Origin of the sequence: Pseudonocardia bannensis, from assembly GCF_012911875.1 — a bacterium.
Classification (GTDB): Bacteria; Actinomycetota; Actinomycetes; order Mycobacteriales; family Pseudonocardiaceae; genus Pseudonocardia; species Pseudonocardia bannensis.
In genome coordinates this window covers 31366-47812 of record NZ_JAAXKZ010000017.1, presented here as the reverse complement: position 1 = coordinate 47812, position 16447 = coordinate 31366, and the positions used below count along the sequence as shown (strand labels likewise).

General features: G+C 71.0%; 14 protein-coding genes. All 14 read left to right on the top strand.

What is annotated here, in order from left to right:
- The first annotated feature begins 25 nt into the window (after window positions 1–25).
- The 14 genes from HF519_RS07420 to HF519_RS07355 all read left to right on the top strand — a co-directional run bounded on the left by HF519_RS07420 (window position 26) and on the right by HF519_RS07355 (window position 16444).
- Complete coding sequence (locus tag HF519_RS07420; RefSeq protein ID WP_246242732.1) at window positions 26–871, top strand: MlaE family ABC transporter permease; 846 nt, start codon at window positions 26–28, stop codon at window positions 869–871.
- A 141-nt stretch (window positions 872–1012) separates the two neighbouring features.
- On the top strand, window positions 1013–1747 hold the full coding sequence (locus HF519_RS07415; protein ID WP_246242730.1) for an ABC transporter permease: 735 nt from the start codon (window positions 1013–1015) through the stop codon (window positions 1745–1747).
- Window positions 1748–1839: 92 nt separating this feature from the next.
- The gene (locus HF519_RS07410) at window positions 1840–2622 is read left to right on the top strand and encodes an ABC transporter ATP-binding protein (protein ID WP_308259389.1); all 783 of its coding nucleotides are present in this window, start codon (window positions 1840–1842) and stop codon (window positions 2620–2622) included.
- Window position 2623: 1 nt separating this feature from the next.
- Window positions 2624–3856, top strand: coding sequence for an MlaD family protein (locus HF519_RS07405; protein WP_169411447.1), 1233 nt, complete (start codon window positions 2624–2626; stop codon window positions 3854–3856).
- 26 nt (window positions 3857–3882) lie between these two features.
- Window positions 3883–5193, top strand: a complete 1311-nt coding sequence (locus tag HF519_RS07400; RefSeq protein ID WP_312859956.1) for an MlaD family protein — start codon at window positions 3883–3885, stop codon at window positions 5191–5193.
- Window position 5194: 1 nt separating this feature from the next.
- Entirely contained in the window at window positions 5195–6457 is a 1263-nt protein-coding gene (locus HF519_RS07395) for an MlaD family protein (protein WP_169411443.1), read from the top strand.
- Entirely contained in the window at window positions 6454–7764 is a 1311-nt protein-coding gene (locus tag HF519_RS07390) for an MlaD family protein (RefSeq protein ID WP_169411441.1), read from the top strand. The genes HF519_RS07395 and HF519_RS07390 overlap by 4 nt, the downstream gene beginning before the upstream one ends.
- Window positions 7761–9041, top strand: coding sequence for an MlaD family protein (locus HF519_RS07385; protein WP_169411440.1), 1281 nt, complete (start codon window positions 7761–7763; stop codon window positions 9039–9041). The genes HF519_RS07390 and HF519_RS07385 overlap by 4 nt, the downstream gene beginning before the upstream one ends.
- The gene (locus tag HF519_RS07380) at window positions 9038–10339 is read left to right on the top strand and encodes an MlaD family protein (RefSeq protein ID WP_169411438.1); all 1302 of its coding nucleotides are present in this window, start codon (window positions 9038–9040) and stop codon (window positions 10337–10339) included. The genes HF519_RS07385 and HF519_RS07380 overlap by 4 nt, the downstream gene beginning before the upstream one ends.
- A complete protein-coding gene (locus HF519_RS07375) occupies window positions 10336–12696 on the top strand; it encodes an RND transporter family protein (RefSeq protein ID WP_169411437.1) in 2361 nt (786 codons plus the stop codon). The genes HF519_RS07380 and HF519_RS07375 overlap by 4 nt, the downstream gene beginning before the upstream one ends.
- A gap of 176 nt (window positions 12697–12872) precedes the next feature.
- Window positions 12873–14045, top strand: a complete 1173-nt coding sequence (locus tag HF519_RS07370) for a peptidylprolyl isomerase (RefSeq protein WP_169411435.1) — start codon at window positions 12873–12875, stop codon at window positions 14043–14045.
- Between the two features lie 251 nt (window positions 14046–14296).
- Complete coding sequence (gene hcaB, locus HF519_RS07365; protein WP_169411433.1) at window positions 14297–15112, top strand: 3-(cis-5,6-dihydroxycyclohexa-1,3-dien-1-yl)propanoate dehydrogenase; 816 nt, start codon at window positions 14297–14299, stop codon at window positions 15110–15112.
- Between the two features lie 25 nt (window positions 15113–15137).
- On the top strand, window positions 15138–16025 hold the full coding sequence (locus HF519_RS32720; RefSeq protein ID WP_211169662.1) for a VOC family protein: 888 nt from the start codon (window positions 15138–15140) through the stop codon (window positions 16023–16025).
- A 32-nt stretch (window positions 16026–16057) separates the two neighbouring features.
- On the top strand, window positions 16058–16444 hold the full coding sequence (locus HF519_RS07355) for an SCP2 sterol-binding domain-containing protein (RefSeq protein ID WP_169411429.1): 387 nt from the start codon (window positions 16058–16060) through the stop codon (window positions 16442–16444).
- Window positions 16445–16447 lie beyond the last annotated feature (3 nt).

Genomic DNA, 16447 nt, shown 5'->3' with positions numbered 1-16447 from the left:
TGCATTCCTCCCTGGGGCGTCGGTCATGACGGACACCGGAACGAGGCCCGCCGGTGCGGCGGTCCGCGAGTCGCGGCCACTCCGCCTGCTCCCGAGGTGGGCCCGGGAGACGCTCGTCCAGGCGGGGGAGATGGCGCAGCTCATGGGCGCGGTCCTCTACAGCGCGGTGCGCCACCCGGTCGGTTACTGGGGCGACGTGCGGGACGAGGCCTACGCCTTGCTCAAGCTGTGTTGGTTCCCCATGGCCCTCGCGACGTTCGCGCTCGGCCTCGGTGCTCCCGGCCTGACCGGCGGCAGCATCTACGCCCTGTTCGGGGTGCCGGAGCGGCTGGGCTCGTTCTTCATCATGGCGAGCATCCGGGAGTTCGCCCCCTGGATCACGGCCATGGTCGTCGCCGGAGTCGTGGGAACCGCGCTCACCGCTGATCTCGGCGCGAAGAAGATCCGCGAAGAACTCGACGCCATGGCGGTGCTCGGCGTGGACCCGATCCGCACGTTCGTGCTGCCCCGGGTCATCGCCGTCACGCTGCTCACCGGGCTGCTCGATCTCGTCGCACTCAGTTTCGGTGTGATCGGCGGCTATGTCGCGGCTCTTGTCCTCGGCGCCTCCAACGATGCGTTCATCGCGAACTTCTTCGCCAACGCCACGACCACCGACATGTGGGGCAGCATCGTCAAGACGACGCTGTTCGGCCTGATCATCGGAGTCGTCTGCTGTTACAAGGGGCTTCGTACCGAGGGTGGCCCGATCGGCGTCGGCCGAGCGGTCAACCAGGCCGTGGTCATCGCCTTCGTTGCGATCTGGATCTTCAATTACGTGTTCACTGCGACCCTGCTCGGGCTGAACCCCGAGATGCAGGTATTCCGGTAGGGGCTCCCCAACATGTCAGTCGACCGCGTGAACAGCCGTCCACCGCTACCACCGCCAGGCCGCCCGGATCTGGATGTCGGGCTGCATTCGATCATCGGCAGGATCCGGAACTTCCTCGAGGAGTTCGGGCGGATCGTGCGCATGTCCGCGGATGCCGTCGCCATCCTGCCGTCCACCGTGCGGCTGTACCCGTCCGAGGTGCTTCGCCAGGCCGGGATCCTCATCATCGCCAGCGCCCCGATCATCTGGGCGATGCAGTTCGTCGTCGGAACGATGTGCGGCACCGAGGCGAACTACACGCTCAAGCAGGTCGGCGCCCCCCTCTACACCGGCATCTTCACGTCCTGGTGTTCGCTGCGGGAGATGGCGCCCTACATGTGGGCGTACATCCTGGCCGCGAAGGTCGGCTGCGGGCTCGTCGCCGAGATCGGATCCATGCGGATATCCGAGGAGGTCGACGCCATGGAGGTCATGGGCATCCGATCGAAGGCCTACCTCGTCGGTACCCGGCTCCTGGCTGCGTGGATCGCCATGCCGTTCCTCTACGTCGTCGGCCTCGGGGTCATGTACGTCTCCATGTACCTCGTGGTCGTCGTTCAGTACGGGGGCGTTTCGTCGGGCGGTTACCTCTTCACGTTCTGGCTCTTCCAGAATCCTCTCGACATGATTTTCTCGGTCGCCAAGGTGATGGCGATGGGAACGACCGTGGTGCTCGTCGGTTGTTATTACGGATACACGGCGGGTGGTGGCCCGGTAGGGGTCGGCCGTAACACCGCCAAGTCGATGATGGTCAACATGGTGCTCGTCCACGTCATCGGACTGATCGGCACACAAGTGTTCTGGGGATTGAACCCCAATGCTCCGATCGCCAACTAGTCGACCGAAAAATGCGATCCGCATGGATCGCGCGCCGATTTTCATGCCCTGGAGGAACTGTGTGGCACCAAGATTCCCCCGTCGCTCCCGGCGTGGGGGCCAGTGGCGCGGGAACCGAGCTCGCACACACGATCAGGGTGCGCGACGTCTACAAGGCCTTCGGCTCCTTCGAGGTGCTCAAAGGCCTGAGCATCGACTTCGCCGACAACGCCATCACGACCGTTCTCGGCCCGTCCGGAACGGGCAAGAGCGTTCTGCTCAAGCACCTCGTCGGACTCCTGGAGCCGGACGCCGGTGAGGTGGTCGTGTTCGGGCAGAACATCGCCGACCTCACCGAGAGCGAGCGGTACGAGTTCCGCAAGAGGTTCGGGGTCCTCTTCCAGGACGGGGCGCTGTTCGGCTCGCTCAACCTCTTCGACAACGTGGCGTTCCCACTGCGGAAGCACACGGACAAGGACGAGGCCGAGATCGGCGAGATCGTCATGACGCGCCTCCGCGAGGTCGGGCTCGAGAACGCAGCCACGCGTCTGCCCAACGAGGTCTCCGGTGGGATGCGGAAGCGAGCAGGATTCGCCCGGGCACTGGTGCTCAATCCGGCGATCGTGATGTTCGACGAACCGGACTCGGGTCTCGACCCGGTCCGGACCAGCCTGCTCAACGACCTCATCCTGGAGATGCACCGCGAGCACGGCGGCACGTACCTTCTCGTCACCCACGACATCTCCACCGCCCGCAAGGTGAGCGACTACATCGGTCTCATCTGGGGCGGCCGGCTCGTGCACTACGGCGAGACGGAGGCGGCGTTCGCGTCCTCCCACCCGTTCGTCCGCCAGTTCCTCGCCGGTGCCTCCGCCGGTCCCCTGGGGATGGACTGAGATGCGCCATCTGCGCCGGCTCGCCGCGGCCGCGGTCGCGCTCGTGTTCGCCGGGGGCGTGTACGCGATGTCCCGTTCCGGCGACGGCTACGAGATCGCCCTCGTGCTCCCGGCGGCCGGAGGCCTGGTGACGGGCACACCCGTCCAGATCGCCGGCAGCGACGCCGGGACGATCACCGACGTCACGACGCGCGACGGCAAGGCCGTGGTGCGGGTCGAGATGGCCGAGCGGTACACCCCGCTGCACGACGGCACCGCAGCCCGGATCGCGTGGAAGGCGGTGCTGGGTGAGCGACTGCTCGAGATCACCCCGGGACCTGAGCAGAACCCGGCGCTCCCCGACGGAGCGCTGGTGCCGGGGACGATCGCCCCGGTCGAGTTCGACACCGTGCTCGCGGCGCTCGACCCGGACACCCGCGAACGGCTGACGTCCCTCCTGTCGGAAACGACCGGAACGCTGGACGGGCGCGAGCCCGATCTCAACCGGACGATCCAGACGGCCGGTCCGGCGCTGGACTCGCTGGGTCACGTGCTGCAGGCCGTCGGCCAGGACGGCCCGGCGATCCAGTCGCTCGTCACGCGGCTGCGCGAGCTCACCGGTGTCCTCGCCGCCCGTCACAGCGACGTGAGCGGCACGGTGGAACACCTGAGCCGGTTCACCGAGGTCACGGCTGCGCGACAGGAGGCGCTGCGCGCCGCACTCCGCGAGCTGCCCTCGACGCTGTCGACCGCGCGACAGACCCTCGACCGGGTTCCCGCCGCCGCGGACGCCGCCACCCCGCTGCTGACCGACCTGGGGTCGGCCACCGAGCGGCTCCCCGCGGTGGCCCGCAACCTCGAACCCCTGCTGGTCGATCTCCGCCCCGCCGTCGCCGACCTGCGGCCCACGCTCGCTGCGGCGGAGACGTTGCTCGGCCGCACCCCGGCCCTGCTGGACAGCGCGCACGCGACCCTCCCGCCGCTCACCGCGGCGGCCGTATCGGGTGCGCCCGCGCTGGAGTTCCTCCGCCCGTACACGCCGGAGATCGCGGGCTGGATGGCGAACTGGGGTTCGGCCACCGCCAACTACGACAGCCATGGCCACTACCACCGGTTCCTGGTGCAGGGCGGTATGCAGTCGGCCAACGTCAATCCCGGTGTCATGCCGCCGGGCGTCCGTCAGAACCTGACTCCCGCTCCGGGCACGTCGGAGGGGCAGCCGTGGACCGACGCGACCGGAAGTGGAATGCGATGAGAAGGATCGGAAGACGCCGGCCCCGGGTGGCGACGGTGGTCGTCGCCGCGGTGCTCGGACTCACCGCCACGGTGGCCGCTGCCACCTCGGTTCGCGGCGGGCCGGACGAGGACGTGGTGCGCGCGGAGTTCGCCGATGCGAGCCCGTTGATCGTCGGCAACATGGTGAAGTCGAGCGGCGTCAAGATCGGCGAGGTCACCTCCATCTCGATCCGGGACGGCAGGGCGCTGGTGGCGATGGCGCTCGAGCCCGGGACCGGGCTCCCCCTGCATGCCGACGCGACCGCCAGCATCCGGCCGGTCAGTCTGCTCGGGGAGCGCTACATCGACCTCGACCGCGGCTCCCCGTCCGCACCGGTCCTGCCGGCGGACCAGCCGATCCCGGTCGGCCAGACCCGCAGCTCCGTCGATCTGCAGGACGTCCTCGACACCCTGGACCAGCCGACCGGTACCGCACTGGCGGCGATGATCACCACCCTCGGCGAGGGTGTGGACGGGCAGGGCCGCAACATCGACGGCGCGATCCAGGCGCTGGCGCCGGCCCTCGAACGCACCGACCAGCTGGTGGCGATCCTCAACGAGCAGAACACGCTGCTCACCTCGCTGATCGATCGCGTCGACCCGGTCGCGGGTGCGCTCGCGACCGACGGCGGCGCGAACCTCGACCGGCTGCTCGAATCGACCGATCTGCTGCTGCGCACCACAGCCGCCAACCGGTCGGCGATGGAGGCATCGCTGCAGCAGCTGCCCGCGACCCTGAGCCGGGCCCGCAGCACGCTCGCGCAGGTGGCGGGCGTGGCCGAGGCCACCACCCCCACACTGGAGTCGATCAGGCCGGTGACGGACGACCTCACCGAACTCAGCTCCGAGCTCCAGCACCTCAGCGCTGCCGCCGATCCCGCGCTGGCGAGCCTCGAACCCGTTCTCGCCGAGGCCCGGCGGCTGCTCGACGAGGCGGCGCCGCTGGTCCACGCCCTCCGGCCGGCCGGCCAGGACCTGGGAGCCGTCGCCACTTCGACACGTCCCGTCGTCGAGCACCTGACCGAGCACCTCGGCGGCCTCCTGGACTTCATCCGGTTCTGGGCGCTGACGACCAACGGCCACGACGGGCTCAGCCACTACTTCCGGGCCTTCGTCGTGCTCACGCCCAACAGCCTCACCGGGCCGATCCCCGGTGGCGGCGACCTGCTCGAGCCGTTACCGCAGAGCATCGAGGTGCCGGACGTGCCGGGACTGCCGGACGCCCCGGTGCTGGGACGGCCCGAGTCGGGGAACGCGACCGGCCTGAGCCCCGAGCAGGAGCAGGGCCTCGTGGGTCAACTCTTGGGAGGTCGCTGAGATGGCAACCCGTCGTGCGAGAGCGGCCGAGGCCCGGTCGATGCTCGTGGGCGCCGTGGTGCTGGCCGTGTTCGGGGCCTGCCTCTACGTCGCGATCTTCGCGTTCAAGGGTCTGCCCGGTCAGTCGTACACCTACGCCAAGGTGGCCTTCGGCGAGGTCGGAGCGCTGCTGCCGGGTGACGACGTCCGGATCAACAGCCTGCGGGCCGGCCAGGTGCACGGCATCGAACTCGTGGACGGCGCCGCGGTCGTCGAGGTGCAACTCGACGGCGATCGCCCACTCTACCGTGACGCGCGGGCGGCGATCCAGGCCCGCTCGGGCCTCGGACAGAAGTTCCTCGAACTGAACCCGGGCACCGAGGGAGCCGGGCCGCTCGGCTCGGCCGTCCTCCCCGCGGCGCAGACCGTGGACTCCAACGAGCTCGACGACCTGCTCGACGTGTTCGACGGACCCACCCGGGACGCGGCGGCGAGCACGCTCCGCGAGGTCGGCGGTGGGCTGACCGGGCGCAGCGAGGACCTCGCCGACGCGCTGACGGCGGCGCCGCACCTGCTGCACGACCTCGGCGAGATCTCGACGGCGGCGTCGTCGGACCAGACCGACCTGGTCGGCCTGATGCGCAGCGGTGAACGTCTCGCCGCGCGGTTCAGTGGGAAGGAGCAGCACATCGCCCAGCTGGTCGATCAGCTGGACAGCACCCTGCGGGCGGTCGCGGTGGACGGCGGCGTCCCGCTGCAGGACACCCTCCGGGCGGCGCCCGGAACGCTGACGGAGGCGAGGCGCGCCTTCGAAGCGCTGGAGGCTCCGCTGGCCGACACGCAGTCGGCGATGGCCGCGTTGCAGCCGGGCGCGGCCGCCCTCGGCGAGGCCACGCCGGACCTGCGCGGTGTGCTCCGCGAGGGCGTCGACCCGCTGCAACAGGTACCCGGGGTCGCCGAGGCCGCGGAGCCGGCGGTCCGGGATCTCACGCAGACCGTCGCCGACGCCCGGCCACTGGCGCCCGAGTTCGCGACCACGCTGGGGAGGGCGCGAACCCCGCTGGAGGCGCTCGCGCCGTACTCGCCCGAGATCGGCCTGTGGTTCACCTACACCGCGCAGGCCCTCTCCTACGGCGACGAGTCCGGTCACTACCTGCGCATCGCGCCGCTGCTCGCCCCCGAGACGGTCAGCGGGAGCGCCCTGGTGGACGACCCGACCGTCCATCGCAACCCCTACCCCGCCCCCGGGGAGGCCCAGACCGAGAAGACGGGAGTGCCGCGATGAAGCTGCTCCGCGGATTCAGGCAGGCCTCGCCGCTGAAGCTCGGCATCGTGCTGGTGGTCCTCTGCCTGGTCGTGGGCGCCGCCGCGTTCCAGAAGAACCGCATCCTCACGATGCTGAGCTTCGGGGAGACGATCACGGCGAAGTTCGCCCAGGACCACCACCTGCGGCCGTACGTCACCGAGGTGAAGATCGCCGGCGTGCCCGTCGGTGTGGTCCGCGGCGTGGCGCTGGACGACGACGGCGGCGTCGAGGTGTCGATGAAGCTCGACTCCGACGCGCTGGACAAGCTCGGCACCGCGCCGTCGGCGGCCATCCGCGCCACCACCGTGCTCGGCGGGAACTACTACATGGAGCTCGCGCCGGGGGGCGACCCGGGGAGGTTCTCCGGGACGATCCCGGCCGAGCGCACCCGGGTCCCGGTGGAGCTCGGCGACGTGGCGGAGACCCTTCAGCCCGACGCCAGGGTGGGGATGCAACGCGCCGTCGACCGCCTCGACGCGACCCTGCGCGAGGGCGGGCGGGACGCGGCCCGCGACCTGCTGCGGGACGCCCCGGACGCGCTCGAGCCGGCCGGGGAGGTGCTCGCCGCCCTCCGGGGCGCCACCGGGGACGACATGGACCTGACGCGGACCGTGAGCGGGCTGGAGAACACGGCGCGGACGCTGAACCGCCAGCAGGGCCAACTCGACGCCATCGTCGGTTCGATGCGGGACGTGACGGCCGTGCTCGACCAGCGGCGGGACGACTTCGCGGCCACCCTGGACGGGCTGCCCGTCGACCTGGCCACCGCGCGGGCCGGCCTGGCCGACCTCGACGGGACCCTGCAGCGGGTCGTCACGACCGCCGACGCCGCCCGTCCCGCGGTCCATGAGCTCGGGCCGCTGCTCGACGACGCCGATCCTGTCCTCGCCGAGGCCCGGACGTTCGTCGCCGACCTGCGCCCGGTGCTCGCCGACGCCCGGCCGCTGGTGGAGAGCCTGGTGCCCACCGCGAGCGACGCGACCGCCGTGCTCGACGACCTCTCCGGCCCGGTCCTCGACCGCGTCAACGGACCGATCCTGCACACCGTGCTCTCGCCGTACGTGGGCAGCGGGCCGTACGAGGGCAGCGGGTCCGCCGATCGGCTGTTCTATCAGGAGTTCGCCTACATGGCCGCCAACATCGGCAACGCCTCGAAGAGCACCGACCCCAACGGGGCGATGCTCCCGTTCAACCCCGGGTTCGGACCCGGCAGCGTCTACGGGACGGACCTCAGCTTCGAACAGTTGCTCCGCCGGCTTGCCGCCCCGCAGGAGGAGCAGCGATGACCGACACACCGAGCGCGCTCCACACCCGCGTCGGCGGCTGGCGCCGCACCTGGCAGCGGGTCCGGACGGTGCCCGGCCTGGCCCGGGACGTCACGGCGCTCGTCGCGTTGCTCATCCTGGGTGCCGCCGTGGGCGGCTACATCCTGTCCCAGCAGCGGGCGAACTGGCCGTGGCAGCAGGAGTTCCACTTCACCGCCGAGTTCGACGCGGTCCCGGCCATCAGCCCCGGCAACGGTCAGGAGGTGCGCATCGCCGGCGTGCCGGTGGGCGACATCCGTGGCGCCGAGGTGACCGAGGACGGCAGCGCCCTGCTCCACCTGGCCATCGACGGGGATGAGCACACGGTCTACGACAACGCGAAGCTCGTGCTGCGCCCCAAGAGCCCGCTCAACGAGATGTACGTCGAGATCGATCCGGGCGGCCCGCCGGGCGCCCCGATCACCGAGGGCCAGGTGATCCCGAAGGCCCAGAGCCGTTATCCGATCCAGGTCGACGCGGTGCTCACCCATCTCGACGACCGCAGCCGCGACGCGCTGACCAGCCTGCTCGCAACGGCGGACACGGCCCTGGCCAACGCTCCGGCACATCTGCCGGACGGCCTGCGCGCCACCGACGACACCCTGACCGGGCTGGCGCCCGTGGCCGAGGCGCTGAGCACCCGGCGGGAGAAGATCGCCACCCTGGTGGCCTCCCTCGGCCGGATCATGGAGGCGACCGGCGAGAAGGACGTCCGGCTCGCCCAGCTCGCCGACTCGATGCAACAGACGCTGGGTGTGCTCGCCGACCGGGACGACGAGCTCGCGGCCACGCTGGAGGAGCTGCCGGGGGTGACGGGAGAGCTGCGCCGGGCCACGTCGGCCACCCAGGACCTGACCGAGCAGCTCGACCCGACGCTGGACAACGTCGCCAGGGCGTCCGAGGAACTGCCCGAGGCCCTGTCCGCGCTCCGCGGCACGGTCGGACAGGTCGACGAGACCCTGGACGTCGCGCAACCGGTGGTCGACCGGGCCGGGCCGGTGGTGGCGGACCTTCGCCCGCTGGTCGCCGACGTCCACGGCGCGCTGCAGGACCTCGAACCGACGACGACCCGGCTGGAGCCGATCACAGCGGGCTTCCTGCCGTACCTGACCGACCTGCAGGCCTTCGTCTACAACACGAACTCGGCATTCAGCCTCTCCGACGCGAACGGAGGCCTCTTCCGCGGCCTCACCGGTGTGACACCCGAGACCGCGTCCTTCCTGAAGCTGCCGTCGATCGTCCAGGAGCCGCCGCGATGAAGATCCCGCAGAGCGCGTTGCCCCCGCTCCGGCTGCTCACCCTGGCGGCCTTCACCAGCGCGTGCGCCGGGTTGTTCGGCTACCTGTGGGTCAACAGCGGTGGCGACATCCCCGGGATCACCGGGGGCGGGTACCGCGTGACCGTGCACGTCGCCGACGTCGACAACCTCGTCTACTTCTCCGATGTCCGGATGGCAGGTGTCCGGATCGGCAAGGTGCAGGAGATCGAGAACCCCGGCGGCGGCACCGCGCGGGTCGTCCTGGCCCTGGACCGCGAGGTCGCGCCGCTGCACGAGGGCGTCACGATGCGGATGGGCGCGAAGACGCTGATCGAGGAGACCTACGTCGACGTGCGCGACGGGAACGGCCCGCCACTGCCCGACGGCTCCACGCTGGCGGACTCCACCGTCACCCCCGGTGTGCAGCTCGACGACGTGCTGGGCAGCCTCGACCCGCAGGCCCGGGAGGCGCTGGGCTCCGCGCTGCGATCGTTCGGCGCGGGGACCGACGGGCGCCGGGAGGACGTCGCCGGGGTGGTGCAGGGGCTCGGCGCGCTGGGCCGTGAGGGCCGGACCGCGCTGGACGCGCTCGCCGCTCAGTCGGAGGACCTCAAGGCGCTGAGCGCGAACACCGCGGAACTGTTGCAGGCGCTGGACACCCGGCAGGGGCAGGTCGCGACGATGGTGCTCGACGCACAGCGGATCACCGACGTGACGGCCGGGGGGAACGCGGACATCGAGGCGACGATGCGCGAGCTCCCCGGGGTGCTCGGCAGCGCGGGGACGGCCTCCACCCGGCTGACCGAACTGTCCGGTGCGCTGGGCCCGGTGGCCGCGAACCTCGACGAGGCCGCGCCGTTCCTCAGCACGGCGCTGGGTCAGCTCCCCGCCGTCAGCAGCGACCTGCGGGGTCTGCTGCCGCCGCTGGCCGGCACCCTCGATGCGGCGCCGTCCACGCTCGATCGGGTGCCGACGTTCGGTCAGGACACCCGGGCGCTGATTCCGCCGGCCCGGGTCGCGCTGTCGGACCTCAACCCGATGCTGGGCTACCTGCAACCGTATGGTCCCGACCTGGCCGCGTTCTTCACCAACTGGTCGGCCGGCCTCGCGAACTCGGTGGACGTGCACGGGCGCTACGCGCGGCCCATGTTCATCTTCAGCGAGCAGTCGCTCCGCGGCTCCCCGGTGCCCACCGACGGCGTGGTGGACAGGTCGAACGCGTACCCGTCACCGGGCCAGTCGAACGACCCCGCGCCGTTCGACGGCCCGTACCCGCGGGTGGAGCGGGACGGCGGGTGAGGCTCCGCGGCTTCCGGCTGCCCGACCCGCGGCGACTGCCGACCCGGCTCCTCCGCCCGGTTCCGCTCCCCAGGGCGCGCCGGCCCGGCCACCGCACGATCGCGGCATCGCTCGCCGTGCTCGCGGTGGCCGGGCTGGCCGTGGGTGGCATCGCCCGGGTGGAGATCAACACGAGTGTCGAGTCGTTCCTCCCCGCCGGCGACCCGGCGGTGGCGGACCTGCAGGAGCGGGCGGAGTCGTTCGGCGGGGATCCGATCGTGGTGCTGGTCGAGTCCGCCGAACCCGGGTCGCTGCTCGGTCCCGATCGGCTGCCGCGGCTGCTGAGCCTCGAAGGCGAGCTCGCGCAGTTGCCGAACGTGGCCGTGGTCTACGGCCCGGCGACCGTGCTCAACCAGGTCGCCATCCAGGCCCAGAACCTGCTCGCGCAGATCACCGGCCGGCGTGACGGCCTTCGCGCCGCCGCCGAGCAGCAGGCGCGCGAGGCGGGCGCGGGGCCGGCGGCCGTCGCCAGAGCCGGCGACGAGGCCGTCGTCGAGTTCGACCAGCGGTACGGCAGCCTGCTGGTGCAGGGTCTCCCGGCCGGCCTGCCCACTCTGCACAATCCGAGCTTCGTCCGGTCGGTGATCTACGACGTCGAAGGTGCACCCAAACCGCAGTGGCGCTTCGTCGTCCCCTCGGACCGCGCCGTGACCGTGCTGGTGAGACCGCGCGAGAACCTCGACCAGGCCGGGACCGAGCGGCTCGTCGACGCCGTGCGCGCGGCGGCGGGCCGGCCCGATCTCGGGTCCACCCGGCTCACGGTCACCGGCGTCCCCAGCGTGACCGCGGCGCTCGGCGAGCAGGTGCGGCGGGAGGTTCCGATACTCGGCGCGATCGCCGCGACCGCGGTCGGACTCTGCTTCCTGGCCATCCCATGGCTCGGCGGCCGGGGTCGGCGCCTCGTGCCGTTGTTCGTCGCTCTCGGCGGCACCGCGCTCACCTATGCGGCCTTCGGGTGGGCCGGCCGCGGCCTGTCGCTCGGCGTCGTGGCGTTCCTACCCGTGCTGCTGGGCATCGGCAGCTACTACGCCCTCTACGTCGCCAACCGAGCCCGGGTCCGCGGCGTCCTCGTCGTGGCCCTGGCCAGCGCCGCGAGCTTCGCCTCACTCGCCGTCTCCCCGGTCCCTTTCGTCCGGGAGTTCGGCGTGGCGCTCGCGATCGGCGTGCTGGTCTCCGCCGCACTCGCGCTGCTGGTCCTGCGGTCCCGGCCCGGTGCGGCCCCTCTCCCGGCCGAGCGCGAGCAGTGTTCTGCCGTGGTGTCGGCGCCACCGCCGCGAAGGGTTCGGATGGCCGTCCTGGCCGCGCTGATCGCCCTGTCCGCCAGCGGATGGGCCGCGCTGCCGGGCCTGAGGGTCGAGACCGACCCGCAGCTGCTGGCGGCCGGACTGGGAGCGCTGGACGACGCCGGGCGCGCGGAGCGGGTGCTGGGCTCCTCCGGCGAGGTCGCCGTGGTCCTCGACGGGGACGACGTGCTCCGTCCGGAGGCGCTGGAGTGGAGCCGCCGTGCGCAGGAGGCGCTGATCGTGGAGTACGGGGACCGGTTGCGTCCGATCCTGTCGGCACCGGACCTGCTGCAGTTCCTCGGTCGCTCTCCGACCGCCGAACAGATCACCGCCGCGATGCGATTGCTGCCTCCGTACCTGAGCAGCGCGGTCGTCCGGAACGACCGGCGTGCCTCGGTGAGCTCGTTCGGGGTCCAGCTGCAGAATCTCGATGCGCAGAACCGGTTGCTGGACGACGTCCGGCGCGCACTCCCGCCACCACCGCAGGGATACCGGGCGAGGGTGGTGGGCCTGCCCGTCGTGGCGGCCCGCGGTTACGAACTGGTCTCCGACGGCCGGTACGCGGGCAACATGCTGGGCATCGTCGCCGCGGGTGTCGTGCTCGTGGCTGGGCTCGGGCGGCGGCCGGATGCCCTGCGCGCCGCGCTGGCCGCCGCGCTGGCCACCGGCTGGGGGCTGTTGGTGGTCTGGGCGACCGGCCTGTCGCTGTCCCCCCTGACCGTGACACTCGGATCCCTGACGGCCGCGACAGGCTGTGAGTTCGCCGTGCTCCTCGCGCAGGCGGGTCGCCGCGCGGACCGATGGCTGGGCCGATCGGTGTTGGTGGCGGCCTTGGCATCGGCGATCGGCTACGCCGTGCTGGCCCTGTCCGGTCTGTCCATGATCCGTCAGTTCGGGCTGGCCCTCGCCGGCTCGGTGATCCTGTCCTACCTCGCGGCGCTCGTGGTGCTGCGGCTGCTGCCCGGGCGAACCGACGCCGCACCCGGCGAGCCCGTGGGCTCACCACGCACACCACTGTCCGGAGTGCGCACATGATCTCCTGCATCACACGTTGGCCGCGGCACCTCCGGGACCACCTGCGGGGCCTGGGCCGGCCGACCGGCCGCAGGGCGCTCCTCGTCGCCGCTGCCGCATCGCTCGCCGTCCTGGCCGGGGGAGCGGGGGCCGCGATCGCCTGGACCGGTGGTCTTCCCGAGGATGCTGCCCTGAAGGTGGGCGATCGACTCCTCACGGAGCGGGAGCTCGAGAAGCGAACGGAGACCCTGCGAGCCCTGTACGGCATCCAGCCCCCCTCCGACGAATCGGGACTGGACCGGTTCCGCCGGGACGTCGCCGCATCGATCGCGATGAGCATCGTCCTCGATCAGGCGGCGCGCCGGCAGGGCGTCGTGACCTCCGACGAGGCCGCCCGCGACATTCTCACGAGGTTCATCGAGCAGCAGTTCCCCGACGGTGGCCGCGAGGGGTTCATCCGGGCGCTCGGTACCTTCGGGGCCTCCGAACGCGACGTACTCGACGAGATCAAGCTCCAGAGCGCCGTCGGCACGCTGTTCGAGCAGGTCACCAAGGAAGTCAGCGTCACCGACGGCGATGTCCGCACCGCCTACGAGCAGCGCAGGAACGAGCTCGTCAACCCGGAACGGCGCGGCCTGCGCAACATCGTCGTGTCCAGCCGAGCCGAAGCGGACCAGGTCGCCGAGCTGGTACGTGGCGGGAGGGACTTCGCCACGGTGGCACGGCAGCATTCGCTGGACGGCAGCACTCGGAACGCAGGTGGCGATCTCGGGCTCGTCACCGCGGGCATGCTCGAGAAGCCCTACGCAGACCGGGCATTCTCGGTGGGGCCAGGTGAGGTCTTCGGCCCGGTCGAGACCCGCAACGGCTGGAACGTCGGCCAGGTCGCCGAGGTCGTGCCCGCCGAACCACTGAGCTTCGAGGCGGCACAGGGCCCGCTGCGTCAGGAACTGCTCACCGAATCGGCGAGCCGGATCTGGCGGCCGTGGGTCGAGGAGCAGATCAGGAACGCCGGCGTCGAGTACGCGCCCCGATACCTTCCGGCGAATCCCGAGGCGGTGCCCGACGCGTGGCGGACCGACGGGCCGCCCGCGCCGGGTGCCGCCGTGCCGGACGGTTCGACGTCGGCATCCCCGGGCAACGGGCCGGTGCCCGCGGGCGTTCTGCCGCAGGGGGCGCTCGCGGTGATGCTGCTCGTGCTGGGGCACTGGGGATATCTCCACCTCCACCGGCGCCGAGCGGACCCGCTGCTCTCCGGCCGGCGGGCACGCAGTGAGCGGATCTACCGCCGCTCCGCCCTGGCCTGCCAGATCGTCGCCGTCGCCTTCGTGCTCGCGGCGGCGACGCCGGGGTTCCCCGTGTCCGCTTGATCGGCCCGCCCGGTCTCGCCGGCCAGGCCGGGTCGCACCGGCTACCCACCCGGATGGCGCCACGCACGAAATGCCTCTCGCTCGGAGGATGCGGACCCCCCCGGAGAGAGATGTGCGGCGGACCGGGGTGAAGCATCATTCCAGATGCGGCACCGTCCGCTGACAAATGCCGAAAAGCCGAGCGAGCTCTGAATCGACGGCAGCGTGCCGGTGTGGCCCCGGACGACACGGCTCACGTGAGGGAGAGATTCATGGGCTGGCTTGAGGGACGTGTCGCACTCGTCACGGGAGGCGCCTCGGGAATCGGCCGCGCCGTTGTGGAGCGTTTCCTGGCGGAAGGTGCGCGGGTCGCGGTCCTTGATTCCTCCGGGAAGAACATCGCGGCGATGCAGGGTCATTTTCCGGACCTCGTCATGGTCGAGGGCGACGTCTCCTCGTTCGAGGACAACGAACGGGCGGTAGCGGCGGCGGTCGAAGCCCACGGCGGCCTGGACACGTTCATCGGGAACGCCGGGATCTTCGACTATTTCGCACCGGTCGCGACCACGCCGGGCGCGACGTTGGCGAGCTCGTTCGACGAGATCTTCGCGGTCAACGTCAAGGGCTATCTGCTGGGTGTGAAGGCAGCGCTTCCGGCGCTGTTGGAGAGCACCTCGCCGTCGATCGTCTTCACGCTGTCCAACGGGGCGTTCCTGCCGGCCGGTGGGGGAACGGTCTACACCGCGTCGAAGCACGCCGCGGTCGGGCTCATCCGCCAGCTGGCCTATGAACTGGCGCCGCGGGTCCGGGTGAACGGGGTCGCTCCCGGCGGCACGTTGACCGATCTGCGGGGCGCGAGCTCGCTCGGCCACGCCGAGACCTCCCTGCTCGACGTCCCGGACTTCCCGGATCTCGTGCGGGCGACGAACCCGCTCGGGATCGTCCAGCAGGCCGCCGATCACACGGGTCCGTACGTCCTGCTCGCCTCGCCGGAGAACGCGGCGGCGGTCACCGGCGTGGTGATCAACAGCGATGGCGGGATGCAGGTCCGCGGGCTGGCGCAGGCGGCGGGCGGGACCGATCTCTGATAACGACCGACGAAGGGAACCGCAGGTGGTCAAGTCACTGGCGTACGTCGGAGTCGCCTCGCCGGCGCTCGCCGAGTGGGAGGCCTTCGGCCCGGAGGTGCTGGGGATGGAGGTCCGCGAGCGCGAGAACGACGACGTCCTGCAGCTGCGGATGGACGACCGCCACCACCGGCTCGCGATCCACCGGGGCGAGCGCAACTCGCTGCTCTACCTGGGCTGGGACGCGGGCGACGAGGACACGCTTGGCGCGTGCTTCGAGGTCCTGCAGCGCAACGGTCTGTCCGGCCGCTGGGGCACCGAGGAGGAATGCCAGGAACGGCGGGTCCTGTCCATGGTGGTGGCCGACGGCCCGGGTGGGATCAGGCACGAGATCGTCTCCGGGCAGAAGGTGGAGCCCAAGACCTTCCGGCCCGGACGCCCGATCTCCGGATTCGTCACCGGCGAGGAGGGCATGGGGCACGTGGTGCTCGCCGTGCCGGATCTGAAAGAGGCGCACACGTTCTACACGAGCGGCCTCGGGCTGCGGAAGAGCGACGAGATCTCGACGTTCATCGACCTCGTCTTCTACCACTGCAACCCCCGTCACCACAGCCTGGCGCTCACCCAGATCCCCGGAGTGCGCGGACTGCACCACGTGATGCTCGAGGTGGCCGACATCGACGACGTCGGCCTGGCCTACGACCTGTGCATGGAACGCTCGATCCCGATCTCCATGACGCTGGGGCGCCACGTGAACGATCAGATGGTCTCGTTCTACGTCCGCTCGCCCTCCGGTTTCGACATCGAGTACGGCTGGGGCGCGATCTCGGTCGGTGCCGACTGGTCCGTGGCGCAGTACGACCGGCCCAGCATCTGGGGGCACAAGATGATCGCCCAAACGCCCCCCGGCGCTTTCGAAGAAGTGCCTCGCTGACCTATCGGTGGCTCGATCCACGAGGAGTTCCCTTGCCGGTTCAATTTCTTTCGGATGACTGGGCGAAAGCCCTGACGGCGGCTGCGAGCGAGCACGCCGAATTTATGTCCGCGGCGTCCGGAAAGCACGCGATATTCGAGCTCTCCGTGGCCGACAGCCCGGCTGCGGACGTCTACCACATGGAATTCTCCGGCGACTCGTTCACTGTCCGGGCCGGCGCCCCGACGGGCGATTCCGACATCAAGGCGAAGCTGGACTACGCCACGAACGTGACGATTTCACGTGGCCAGCTCACCGGTCAGGCGGCGGCCATGACGGGGCGCATGCAGGTGACCGGAAACATCGAGAAGATGATGTCGCTCGGAAAGGCGCTGGACCTCCTGGCACGCGTCGAAGAAAGCCTCGACATCACCTACTGACCC

Coding starts and splice junctions, on each gene's coding strand:
- HF519_RS07395 (WP_169411443.1), top strand. CDS start 5,195: ATGGCAACCCGTCGTGCGAGAGCGGCCGAGGCCCGGTCGATGCTCGTG.
- HF519_RS07405 (WP_169411447.1), top strand. CDS start 2,624: ATGCGCCATCTGCGCCGGCTCGCCGCGGCCGCGGTCGCGCTCGTGTTC.
- HF519_RS07420 (WP_246242732.1), top strand. CDS start 26: ATGACGGACACCGGAACGAGGCCCGCCGGTGCGGCGGTCCGCGAGTCG.
- HF519_RS07390 (WP_169411441.1), top strand. CDS start 6,454: ATGAAGCTGCTCCGCGGATTCAGGCAGGCCTCGCCGCTGAAGCTCGGC.
- hcaB (WP_169411433.1), top strand. CDS start 14,297: ATGGGCTGGCTTGAGGGACGTGTCGCACTCGTCACGGGAGGCGCCTCG.
- HF519_RS07380 (WP_169411438.1), top strand. CDS start 9,038: ATGAAGATCCCGCAGAGCGCGTTGCCCCCGCTCCGGCTGCTCACCCTG.
- HF519_RS07415 (WP_246242730.1), top strand. CDS start 1,013: ATGTCCGCGGATGCCGTCGCCATCCTGCCGTCCACCGTGCGGCTGTAC.
- HF519_RS07385 (WP_169411440.1), top strand. CDS start 7,761: ATGACCGACACACCGAGCGCGCTCCACACCCGCGTCGGCGGCTGGCGC.